This is a genomic window from Achromobacter sp., from assembly GCF_049647645.1.
Taxonomy (GTDB): domain Bacteria; phylum Pseudomonadota; class Gammaproteobacteria; order Burkholderiales; family Burkholderiaceae_B; genus Achromobacter.
In genome coordinates, this window is the sequence record NZ_JBARYB010000239.1 from 1 (window position 1) to 10,046 (window position 10,046).

General features: G+C 67.1%; 11 protein-coding genes and 1 pseudogene. 5 read left to right on the forward strand and 7 right to left on the reverse strand.

What is annotated here, in order from left to right; all coding sequences use genetic code 11:
* Nucleotides 1-367 (reverse strand): LysR family transcriptional regulator (locus tag WBB14_RS27495; RefSeq protein WP_424242564.1); only part of this gene is annotated, 367 nt, incomplete at its 3' end.
* Nucleotides 368-477: 110 nt separating this feature from the next.
* On the opposite strand from WBB14_RS27495, the gene WBB14_RS27500 reads away from it, so the two are divergent.
* The 3 genes from WBB14_RS27500 (at nucleotide 478) to WBB14_RS27510 (ending at nucleotide 3,180) form a co-directional block, all read left to right on the forward strand.
* Entirely contained in the window at nucleotides 478-1,371 is an 894-nt protein-coding gene (locus WBB14_RS27500; RefSeq protein WP_013394808.1) for an MBL fold metallo-hydrolase, read from the forward strand.
* 71 nt (nucleotides 1,372-1,442) lie between these two features.
* Complete coding sequence (locus WBB14_RS27505; RefSeq protein ID WP_424242565.1) at nucleotides 1,443-2,420, forward strand: Bug family tripartite tricarboxylate transporter substrate binding protein; 978 nt, start codon at nucleotides 1,443-1,445, stop codon at nucleotides 2,418-2,420.
* A gap of 10 nt (nucleotides 2,421-2,430) precedes the next feature.
* Nucleotides 2,431-3,180, forward strand: coding sequence for an alpha/beta fold hydrolase (locus WBB14_RS27510; RefSeq protein ID WP_424242566.1), 750 nt, complete (start codon nucleotides 2,431-2,433; stop codon nucleotides 3,178-3,180).
* Between the two features lie 33 nt (nucleotides 3,181-3,213).
* Here WBB14_RS27510 and hpaI read toward each other — a convergent pair whose 3' ends face one another.
* Genes hpaI through WBB14_RS27530 form a run of 4 tightly spaced genes read right to left on the reverse strand, consistent with a single transcriptional unit; the run spans nucleotide 3,214 to nucleotide 6,670 of the window.
* Nucleotides 3,214-4,014, reverse strand: a complete 801-nt coding sequence (gene hpaI / locus WBB14_RS27515; protein WP_424242567.1) for a 4-hydroxy-2-oxoheptanedioate aldolase — start codon at nucleotides 4,012-4,014, stop codon at nucleotides 3,214-3,216.
* Between the two features lie 13 nt (nucleotides 4,015-4,027).
* Entirely contained in the window at nucleotides 4,028-4,831 is an 804-nt protein-coding gene (gene hpaH, locus WBB14_RS27520) for a 2-oxo-hept-4-ene-1,7-dioate hydratase (RefSeq protein WP_424242568.1), read from the reverse strand.
* Between the two features lie 33 nt (nucleotides 4,832-4,864).
* On the reverse strand, nucleotides 4,865-5,614 hold the full coding sequence (locus WBB14_RS27525) for a fumarylacetoacetate hydrolase family protein (RefSeq protein ID WP_424242569.1): 750 nt from the start codon (nucleotides 5,612-5,614) through the stop codon (nucleotides 4,865-4,867).
* Between the two features lie 15 nt (nucleotides 5,615-5,629).
* Nucleotides 5,630-6,670 carry a fumarylacetoacetate hydrolase family protein gene (locus WBB14_RS27530; protein ID WP_424242570.1) on the reverse strand — a complete coding sequence of 347 codons (1,041 nt, stop codon included), beginning with the start codon at nucleotides 6,668-6,670 and terminating at the stop codon, nucleotides 5,630-5,632.
* Between the two features lie 201 nt (nucleotides 6,671-6,871).
* On the opposite strand from WBB14_RS27530, the gene hpaE reads away from it, so the two are divergent.
* Both hpaE and hpaD read left to right on the forward strand, forming a co-directional pair.
* Entirely contained in the window at nucleotides 6,872-8,338 is a 1,467-nt protein-coding gene (gene hpaE / locus WBB14_RS27535; protein ID WP_424242571.1) for a 5-carboxymethyl-2-hydroxymuconate semialdehyde dehydrogenase, read from the forward strand.
* A 38-nt stretch (nucleotides 8,339-8,376) separates the two neighbouring features.
* Nucleotides 8,377-9,228: a 3,4-dihydroxyphenylacetate 2,3-dioxygenase gene (gene hpaD, locus WBB14_RS27540; protein ID WP_424242572.1), complete on the forward strand. Its 852-nt coding sequence runs from the start codon at nucleotides 8,377-8,379 to the stop codon at nucleotides 9,226-9,228.
* On the opposite strand, the gene hpaR is transcribed toward hpaD, so the two are convergent.
* The gene (gene hpaR / locus WBB14_RS27545; protein ID WP_013394799.1) at nucleotides 9,229-9,693 is read right to left on the reverse strand and encodes a homoprotocatechuate degradation operon regulator HpaR; all 465 of its coding nucleotides are present in this window, start codon (nucleotides 9,691-9,693) and stop codon (nucleotides 9,229-9,231) included. It lies immediately after the preceding gene.
* Nucleotides 9,694-9,790: 97 nt separating this feature from the next.
* Nucleotides 9,791-10,046: pseudogene (locus WBB14_RS27550) on the reverse strand (hypothetical protein); the annotation flags it as partial.

Consider the following 10,046-nt stretch of genomic DNA (forward strand, 5'->3'; position numbering starts at 1 on the left):
GCACCAGCACGGGCAGCGCCACCTGCTGCACGCCGACGCGGATGCGGCCGCTGGCGCCGGCGGCTAGCGCGGCAATCTCGTTGCGGGCGCCGGACAGATCGGACCAGAGCACGTCTGCCTTGCGCGCCAGCGCGTGGCCAAAGCCCGTGGGCACGATGCCGCGGCGCGTGCGCTGGAACAACGGCACGCCGAACATGTCTTCCAGTTCCAGCAACTGCTTGCTCGCAGCGGGCTGCGTCATGCCGAGTTCGGCGGCGGCCTTGTGCACGCTGCCCAGCGCGTACAGGGCGCGCAGCAAGTCCAGGTGGCGCATGCGCAGGCGGCCGCCGATGTGATGCAGTTCCGGAATCCGGGGAGTGGCTGGCATCTTGTGTAATTCCCGTTGGTTATCACAGCATTCTAATAATTGATTAGATTGTATGCACCCCATACCTATACTGGATTGCAGTTCAACCGTCCTGCATAAAAGGGGAAAACATGAAAATCACGATGCTGGGAACCGGCGCCGCGCTGCCCGATCCCGACCGCGGCCAATCGGCCATCCTGCTGACCCTGGATGACGATACCCACTATCTGTTCGACTGCGGCGAGGGCGCCACGCGCCAGATGGTGCGCGCCAACGTCGATCCCGCCAAGGTGGGTTTCGTGTTCCTGACGCACCTGCACCACGACCATATCTGCGACTATCCCTACTTCGTCATCTCCAGCTGGATGCTGAACAAGACCGGCGCGCCGCTGGTGCTGGGGCCGAAGGGCACGCGCCATTTCGTCGACCACCTGTTCGAGAACGGCGCCTACCATACCGACTACCAGGCGCGCAGCGCCTATCCCGTGCGCCAGGCCAACCTGGAAGCCATGCGGCCGGAGGTGCGCGAAGTCAGCCCCGGCCCAGTGTTCGATGACGGCCGCGTGCGCATTTCGGTCGACTGGGTCGAGCACATCCCGCGCGACGTTTGCGAGTGCTTCGGCGTGCGGGTGGAAGCCGAAGGCAAGGTCATCGCCTTCAGCGGCGACACCGCGCCCTGTGAAGCCATGGTGCGGCTGGCGCAGGACGCCGACCTGCTGATCCATGAGTGCACTTTCCCCGAATCGTTCATCGCGCACCGCGCCAAGACCGGCGTGGGCACCTATGCGCACACCAGTCCCACGGACCTCGGCATCATCGCCAGCCGCGCTGGCGTCAAGAGCCTGGTGGCGACGCACTTCGGCCATTTCGATTCGACCAGCCCGGTGATCAAGCGCGCCGCCGCCAAGCACCTGCCGGTGGAGTTGATGGGGCCGCACCTGATGGACGAGATCGTGGCCGACATCCGCAAGAACTATTCGGGCCCGTTGCGGCTGGCCCACGACCTGATGCGCATCGATCTGTAGCGCTCGCGAGGAAACCGGCCGGCCGCGAGGCCGGCGCGCGCGGGCGCCGCCCGCCGGCCAGGGAGAACACCATGACGTACCGGACTTGCGCCGTATCCGTTTTGCTTGCCTTGGGCGCGGCGGCCTCGCCGCTGGCCGCCCGGGCGCAGTATCCCGATCACCCCATCCGCATCGTCCTGCCCTATGCGCCGGGCGCGGCGGGCGACGTTGCCATGCGCCAGATCCAGCCCCTGCTGGAAAAGCGCCTGGGCCAGCCCCTGATCGTCGACTACAAGACCGGCGCAGGCGGCAACATCGGCGCGCTGGAAGTGGCGCGCGCCAAGCCCGACGGCTATACGCTGGTGCTGGGCGCGACCAACAATTTCGTCATCAACCAGTTCCTGTACCGCAAGCTGGGCTTCGATCCCTTGGCGGATCTGGAGCCGGTGGGTAAGCTGGCCGACGTGCCGGCTTTCGTCTACGTCAGCGCACAGGTGCCGGCGCAGGACTACGCGCAATTCGCGCAGTATGCGCGGGCGCAGGCCGGCAAGCTGAACTATGGCTCGCCGGGCATGGGCACCACGCCGCATCTGTCCGGCTACCGCCTGTCCCATGCCATGGGCGCGGGCATGACGCACATCGCCTACCGCGGCTCCTCGCCGGGGGTGCAGGCCTTGCTGGCGAACGAGATCCAGATGTACATCGGCGGCTACAGCATCGCGGCCGCCTATATGCCGCAAGGCAAGGTGCGCGCGCTGGCGGTGGCGGCGCCCGAGCGCTTTGCCGGATTGCCCGACGTGCCTACCGCGGCCCAGGCCGGCATGCCGGACGTGGTGCAGGGCAACTGGTGGGGCTTCGCCGCGCCCAAGGGCACGCCGCCCGAGCGCGTGGCGCGCTTTGCGGACGTCCTGCACGAGGTGCTGGCCTTGCCGGAGGTGCGCCAGGCCTTCCTGGCCGGCGGCTTTGTGCCCGGGCAGGACACGCCTGCATCTTTTGCCGCGGCCTGGCGCAGCGAAGCGCCGCAGTGGCAGGAGGTGGTGCGCGAATCCGGGGTGGTGCTGGACAACTGAGGCGCGCGCCATGGAATACACCCGTCGCGGCTCGGGCCGCCCGCTGTTTCTGCTGCACGGCTTTTGTTCATCGTCCGTGGTCTGGGGCGGCCTGGCTGACGCGCTGGCCGACAGGCATGACGTGATCGCCATTGATTGGCCGGGCTTCGGGCGTGGCGCGAACGCGGCGCCCTTACAGGGCCTGCCGGCCTACGCGGACGCGCTCGTCGCCCTGGCGGACCGGTTGGGCATAGCCAGCTTCGACGTGTTGGGGCATTCGTTCAGCGGTTTCGTTGTGCAGCGATTGCTGTGCGCGGCTCCCGGGCGCGTGGGCCGGGCGGTGCTGTATGGCGCGGGCCTGCGAGTCGATCGCGGTGCACGTTTCGAACCCATGGACCAGACCTTGGCGCGCCTGCGCGCGGACGGTCCACGGGCCACGGCCCGGCGCGTGCTGGAGACCTGGTTCGCGGCGGGGGAGCAGGCGCCAGCTTATGCGGCCTGCCTGGAAGATGGGGCGTCGATGAGCGCGGCGGGTGCGGCCTCGATGATCGCCGCCGTCGACGGCGTGGACTACACGCAGGCGCTGGCCGCGGTGCGCGCGCCGGTGCTGGTCATATCGGGCGAACACGAACGTAGCCATCCGCTGGCTTCGGCGCTGGCCCTGCGCGCGGCGCTGACCCATGGCAGCCTGTGCGTCCTGCCGGATTGCGGGCATGCCGCGCACCTGGAGCGGCCGTTGTTGTTCAACGCCGCCGTACGCGGGTTCCTGGCGGGGCAGTGATGCGGGGCGGGGCCTGCGGCCCCGGCGTCCGGATCAGTAGGGACCTTTGTCCGCAGCGGGCGCGGCGATGTTCTTGAACTGGCCCGCCAGCTGTTCAGCCGCGCGCGCCAGCAGGGTGGCGTCCACGCCCACCGCGACGAAAGTGGCGCCCAGCGAAAGATAGTGCTTGGCGCGGTCCACGCCGCTGTGCAGGATGCCGGCTGCCTTGCCGCTGCGTACGATGCGCACGATGGTGTCGTCGATAGTCTTGACCACCTCCGGATGCTCGGGCTGGCCCAGGTAGCCCATGCTGGCCGCCAGGTCCGCGGGGCCGATGAAGGCGCCGTCCACGCCGTCCACCGCCAGGATCTCTTCCAGCGCGTCCAGGCTGCGCAGGGTCTCGATCTGTACCAGCACGCACATCTCGTCGTTGGCGCGGCGCAGGTAGTCCGGAATGCGGTTCCAGCGCGACGAGCGGGCCAGTGCGCTGCCCACGCCGCGCACGCCTTGCGGCGGATAACGCACCGCGGCCACGGCGGCAGCGGCTTCTTCGGCGGACTGCACCATGGGCACCAGCAGCGTCTGCGCGCCCGTGTCCAGGATCTGCTTGATCTGGACCGCGTCGTTCCAGGCCGGGCGCACCACCGGCGCGACCGGATAGGCGGCCATGGATTGCAGCTGCTGCAGCGTCGTCTGCAGGGTGTTGGGAGCGTGCTCGCCGTCGATCAGCAGCCAGTCGAAACCGGCGCCGGCGATGATCTCGGTGGTGTAGGCGCTGGCCAGGCCCGCCCATAGGCCAATCTGGGGCTTGCCGCTGCGCAGCGTCTGCTTGAAGGTATTGGTCAATATGTCCATGGATGCGTGGCGATCAGATGAAGTGGCAGTTGACGGAGCCCAGCACGCCGTAATCGACGTTGAAGGTATCGCCGGGGCGGGCCAGCACCGGACGGGTGAAGGAACCCGACAGGATGATCTCTCCCGCTTCCAGCGCCACGTCGTGGGCGGCCAGCTTGTTCGCCAGCCATACTACGCCGTTGGCGGGATGGTTCAAGACGCCCGCGGCCACGCCGGTTTCCTCGATGACCGCGTTGCGCGACAGGATGGCGCCGATCCAGCGCAGGTCCAGCTCGCCGATCTTCACCGGCCGTCCGCCCATCACCACGCCGGCGTTGGCGGCGTTGTCGGCGATGGTGTCGAACACCTTGCGCGGGCGCTTGCTGTCGGGATCGATGCTGTGCGAGCGCGCGTCGATGATTTCCAGCGCCGGAATCACGTAGTCGACCGCGTCATAGACCTGGAACAACGTGACGTCGGGGCCTTGCAGGCGCTTGCCCAGAACGAAGGCCAGTTCGACCTCCAGCCGCGGCAGGATGAAGCGGCCGGCGGGTATGTCCGCGCCGTCGTTGAAAAACATGTCGTCCAGCAGCATGCCGAAATCGGGTTCGTCGATCTGCGAGGCCTGTTGCATGGCGCGCGAGGTCAGCCCGATCTTGTGGCCCCGCTTGATCCGGCCTTCGGCCAGCTTGATATCCATCCAGGCGCGCTGGATGGCATAGGCGTCGGCGATGGTGATGTCGGGGTAGTCGAGCGAAATCTGGCGGATCTGCTGGCGGGTGCGTTCGGCTTCGTGCAGGCGCGCGGCGATGGCGCGCACGGTATCTTTATCTAGCATCGGGGTTCCAGGTGTGGTGGAGTTGGAGTGGAATCAGTCGGGGTAGGGGACCAGCGTATTGGCCAGCTTTCCTATGCCTTCGATTTCTGTCACGACTTCGTCGCCGGGTTGCACGTTGACGATGCCGTCGGGCGTGCCTGTCAGGATCAGGTCGCCGGGCGAGAGCGTCATGAAACTGCTGAAATACTCGATCAGCGCGGGCACGTCGAACACCATGTCGCGGGTGTTGCCGCGCTGCGTCTCGACGCCGTTGACGGTGGTGCGCAGGTTCAGGTTCATGGGATCGGGCACGTCGTCGCGGTCTACCAGCCAGGGGCCGAGCGGCGTGCAGGTGTCGCGGCTTTTGACGCGCAGGTTGGGGCGGTACCAGTTCTCCAGGTAGTCGCGCAACGCGTAGTCGTTGGCCACGGTGTAGCCGGCCACGCAGTCATAAGCCTGGGCGCGGCTGACCTTGCTGGCGGTCTTGCCTATCACCACCGCCAGTTCGCATTCGTAGTGCATGAAGGCGACGTCGGCGGGGCGGAAGGTCTGGGCGCGGTGGCCGACAAAGGTGTTGGCGGCCTTGAGGAAGCCCAGCGGCTCGTCCGGCGCCTTGAAGGCCAATTCCTTGGCGTGGTCGGCGTAGTTGATGGCCAGCGTGAAGGTGGTGCGTGGTTCGAAGGGCGGCAGCCATTGCACCGCGTCTTCGGCGTACACGCGTCCGTCGGCCAGGCGGACCTGTCCGGGACCGGCTTCGGTGGCGGCGTGGATCACGCCGTCCAGGGAGATGCGGGCATGTTTCATGACGGGCTCCTGAGCTTATCGGACGGCGGCCAACGCATTGCCCAGCGCGCCGACCCGCGAGATGCTGATGTCGTAGCGCTGTCCGGCGCGGGCTTGCGGCGCGCCGTGGGGGACGCCCGTCAGCAGGATGTCGCCGGCTTCCAGCGTCATGAATTGGGTGACGTCGGCGATCAGCCGCGCCACGGGACGGATCAGGTCGGCGGTGCTGGCGCGTTGCGCCACCTGGCCGTCGATGCGCACTTCGATGTTCAGCGCGTCGGGGGCGCCGACGGCGGCCACGGGGGCGAGATCCAGGCCGATGGGGCAGAAGCCGTCGCGGCATTTCTGCTTGAGCGCGGGGCGGAAGTAACTGGCATGCGGCACGGACAGGTCCGCCACCACGCGGTAGCCCGCCACGTAATCCAGCGCCTCGGATTCGCTTACACGGGTGGCGCGGCGGGCGAACACCACGCCCAGGCAGGCGCCGATTTCGACCACGTCCACGTCGGCGGGCAGGGTGATGACGTCGCCATGGCGCGCATAGGTGTTGGCCGGCTTGATGTAGAGCACGGGCGCCTTGGGGGCGGCCTTGTAAGGGGGAGCGTCCACGGCGTCGCCCAGCGCGGCCAGCGCCTGGCGCGTGTTCAGCGCCGCGCCCACCACGGTCCGCGGCCATGGCGCCGCGGCCGCCGCGGCGCGCGCGGCCAGGTGTTCACGGTAGTTGTTCAGCTTGTAGTTCAGCACCGGGTCGGCTTCCTCGATCTGCATCGAGATCCCCAGCGGGCGCGCTGCCATCTGCGGCGCCAGCGCGGCGCTCAGCGCCTGGAATACGCGTTCGCCAAGAGCAGCCTTCTGCTCGGCATTGCGGCCGTGGCCGATGCGCAGCACCACGTGGACGAAGGCATTGTCGGGATGGCCATCGACGATCAGGCAGTCATCCACGCGCAGCGCGCGGGTGCGCGCGCCGGCCAGTGGAAACAGGCTGCCGTCGCCTATCGCGGCGTCCTGTACGGTCCGCATCAGGGACTGCGTATCCAGGGCCAGATTGCCCGAGTATTCAATCCAGATATGGGGCATGGCCTTGCTCCACCGAATGTAATTATCATGTTAACTATATTAATGAAAAACCGCGGTAACAACAATCCGCCAGAGGGATTCGGCGGCTGGCATCGCCTGGGGGTTACCCGACGTTGACAGCGCCGTCTGGCGAGCATAACGTTAACGTGTTAATAAAAATTGCGCCGACCGATCCGGCGCAATCGGGACGAGGAGCCGCGCGTGAGCATCAAGCATTGGATCAACGGCAAGCAGGTCGACAGCAGCGACCGCTTCATTACCAGCAACCCGGCCACGGGCGAAGCCATTGCCGAGGTCGCCGCGGGCGGGCAGGCCGAGATCGACGCGGCCGTGACGGCCGCGGCCGAGGCCTTCCCCAAGTGGGCCAACACGCCCGCCAAGGAACGCGCCCGCCTGATGCGCCGGCTGGGCGAGCTGATAGACCAGAATGTGCCGCAGCTGGCCGAGCTGGAAACCCGCGACACCGGTCTGCCCATTTCGCAGACCCGCAAGCAGCTGATCCCGCGCGCCTCGGAGAACTTCAATTTCTTCGCCGAGGTCTGCACGCGCATGAACGGCCACACCTATCCGGTGGACGACCAGATGCTGAACTACACGCTCTACCAGCCGGTAGGCGTGTGCGCGCTGGTGTCGCCCTGGAACGTGCCGTTCATGACGGCCACGTGGAAGACCGCGCCGTGCCTGGCATTGGGCAATACCGCCGTGCTGAAGATGTCCGAACTCTCGCCGCTGACGGCGGACCAGTTGGGCATGCTGGCGTTGGAAGCCGGAATTCCGGCCGGCGTGCTGAACGTGGTGCAGGGCTATGGCGCCACCGCCGGCGACGCGCTGGTGCGCCATCCCGGCGTGCGCGCGATCTCGTTCACGGGCGGCACCGTGACCGGCAAGAAGATCCTGGCCAGCGCCGGCGGCGTCAAGAAGTACTCGATGGAGCTGGGTGGCAAATCGCCCGTGCTGATCTTCGACGACGCGGACGTGGAGCGGGCGCTGGACGCGGCGCTTTTCACCATTTTTTCGCTCAACGGCGAGCGCTGCACCGCGGGCTCGCGCATCTTCATCCAGCAGACCATCTACGATGACTTCGTGCGCAGGTTCGCCGAACGCGCGCAGCGCCTGGCCGTCGGCGACCCTACCGACGACAATACCCATGTGGGCGCGATGATCACGCGCCAGCACTGGGAAAAGGTCACGGGGTACATCCGCCTGGCGGAGCAGGAAGGTGCACGCATACTTGCGGGCGGCGCGGACCGGCCCGCCGGCCTGCCCGCCCAACTGTCAGGCGGCAATTTCGTCAGCCCCACGGTGCTGGCCGACGTCGACAATCGTATGCGCTGCGCGCAGGAAGAGATTTTCGGCCCCGTCGCCTGCCTGCTGCCGTTCAAGGACGAGGCCGAGGGCCTGGCGCTGGCCAACGACGTGAAATATGGCCTTGCGTCCTACATCTGGACCAGCGACATCGGCCGCGCGCACCGCCTGGCCCGCGGCATCGAAGCCGGCATGGTGTTCATCAACAGCCAGAACGTGCGCGACCTGCGCCAGCCCTTCGGCGGCACCAAGGAGTCCGGCACGGGACGCGAAGGCGGCGAATACAGTTACGAGGTCTTTGCCGAAATCAAGAACGTATGCGTGTCCATGGGCAGCCACCACATCCCGAGATGGGGCGTCTGAGCCCGGTCCGGACTGACAAGAACGAGGAGACTAGCATCATGGGCAAGCTCGCGCTGGCGGCCAAGGTAACGCATGTGCCGTCCATGTATCTTTCGGAATTGCCCGGCAAACACCAGGGCTGCAGGGAAGCCGCGATCCAGGGACACCGCATCATCGGCCAGCGTTGCCGCGACCTGGACGTGGACAGCATCGTAGTGCTGGACGTGCATTGGCTGGTCAACGGCGGCTATCACGTGAATTGCAACAGCGGCTTCAAGGGCCGCTACACCAGCAATGAGCTGCCGCATTTCATCAAGGATATGGATTACGCCTACCGCGGCAATCCGCAACTGGGACGCCGCATCGCCGAATACGCCAACGCGGCGGGCGTGGGCACGCGCTCGCACGAGATCGACAGCCTGGAGCTGGAGTACGGCACCCTGGTGCCCATGCGCTACATGAACGGCGACGGACGCTTCAGCGTGGTATCAATAGCCGCCTGGTGCGCCTGGCACTCGCTGGATGACAGCCGGCGCTTCGGCGCCGCGCTGCGCCAGGCCATCGAAGCCAGCGACAGCCGCGTCGCGGTGCTGGCCAGCGGTTCGCTATCGCATCGTTTCAACGACAACGGCAGCCCCGAGGCGGCCATGCACCAGATCAGCCGCGAGTTCTTCCGGCAGGTGGACTTGCGCGTGGTGGAATTGTGGCGGCAGGGCGACTGGAAAACCTTCTGCGCCATGCTGCCGGAATACGCCGACCTGTGCGTGGGCGAGGGCGGCATGCACGATACCGCGATGCTGCTGGGCCTCTTGGGCTGGGACGGCTACGACCAGCCGGTGGAGATCGTGACCGACTACTTCGCCAGTTCCGGCACGGGGCAGATCAACGCGATCTTCCCGCTGCCGGCCTGATCATTCTTCCTCGGAGGCGCGCGGGTCGGCGGGCTCGCGCTTGATCAGTTCGACCATGGTGTCGACGTCGCGGTACAGGCGGTCCAGCAATTCCTTGCCGATCCTGGCCTCGATTTCCTGGTACTTCGCATCCACTTGCGGCCGCATGCGGTCGATGAGCTTGTTGCTCTTGGGCGTCAGCGAAATTTCCTGGCGGCGCTGATCGGCGCTGGAACGCGCGCGCTTGATCAGGCCCTGTTCCTGCATGCCCGCCAGCATGCGGGTGAGGCTTGGGCTGAGGATCTGGCAGGTGCGGGCGATTTGATTGGGTTCCATGGAGCCCACCTCGCTCAGCGTGCGCAGGACCCGCCATTGCTGTTCGGTGACGCCTGCGGCGTGCAGGATGGGGCGGAAATGCGCCATCAAGGTTTCGCGCGCGTAGAGCAGCAGATGGGGAAGATTGCGGTGGTGGAAGCTCGGACTCATGGCGGCTATGTTAGCAAGAAGCCGAGCCGCGCCGGGTTGATATCGGACACACACGCCCATCGGCCGCGCAAAGCGCGGCGCCGATGGGCGGCGGCGGTCAGGACGGGATCTGCTGAGCCAGTTCCTGCAGGTCGTCGGGCAGCTCCAGGTCGGGGGCGGCCTGCTGCAATTCGCGCAGCGCCTGTATGGCCTCTTGCGGCTGTTCCTCGCGCACCAGCGCCCGGATATGGGTCACGCGGGCCTCGATGTCCTGGTCGCTGAGGGCGGGCGTTTCCGGCGGGGCAGGCTCGGCGGCCGGCTGTTCCGCGGGGGCGGCTTCCTGGGCCGGGGCGGCCGGCGGCACGGTTTCCTGC

Bases quoted from the DNA above. Each gene is read 5' to 3' on its own strand.
- WBB14_RS27500 (WP_013394808.1), top strand. From the start codon at position 478: ATGAAAATCACGATGCTGGGAACCGGCGCCGCGCTGCCCGATCCCGAC.
- WBB14_RS27505 (WP_424242565.1), top strand. From the start codon at position 1,443: ATGACGTACCGGACTTGCGCCGTATCCGTTTTGCTTGCCTTGGGCGCG.
- WBB14_RS27510 (WP_424242566.1), top strand. From the start codon at position 2,431: ATGGAATACACCCGTCGCGGCTCGGGCCGCCCGCTGTTTCTGCTGCAC.
- hpaI (WP_424242567.1), bottom strand. From the start codon at position 4,014: ATGGACATATTGACCAATACCTTCAAGCAGACGCTGCGCAGCGGCAAG.
- hpaH (WP_424242568.1), bottom strand. From the start codon at position 4,831: ATGCTAGATAAAGATACCGTGCGCGCCATCGCCGCGCGCCTGCACGAA.
- WBB14_RS27525 (WP_424242569.1), bottom strand. From the start codon at position 5,614: ATGAAACATGCCCGCATCTCCCTGGACGGCGTGATCCACGCCGCCACC.
- WBB14_RS27530 (WP_424242570.1), bottom strand. From the start codon at position 6,670: ATGCCCCATATCTGGATTGAATACTCGGGCAATCTGGCCCTGGATACG.
- hpaD (WP_424242572.1), top strand. From the start codon at position 8,377: ATGGGCAAGCTCGCGCTGGCGGCCAAGGTAACGCATGTGCCGTCCATG.
- hpaR (WP_013394799.1), bottom strand. From the start codon at position 9,693: ATGAGTCCGAGCTTCCACCACCGCAATCTTCCCCATCTGCTGCTCTAC.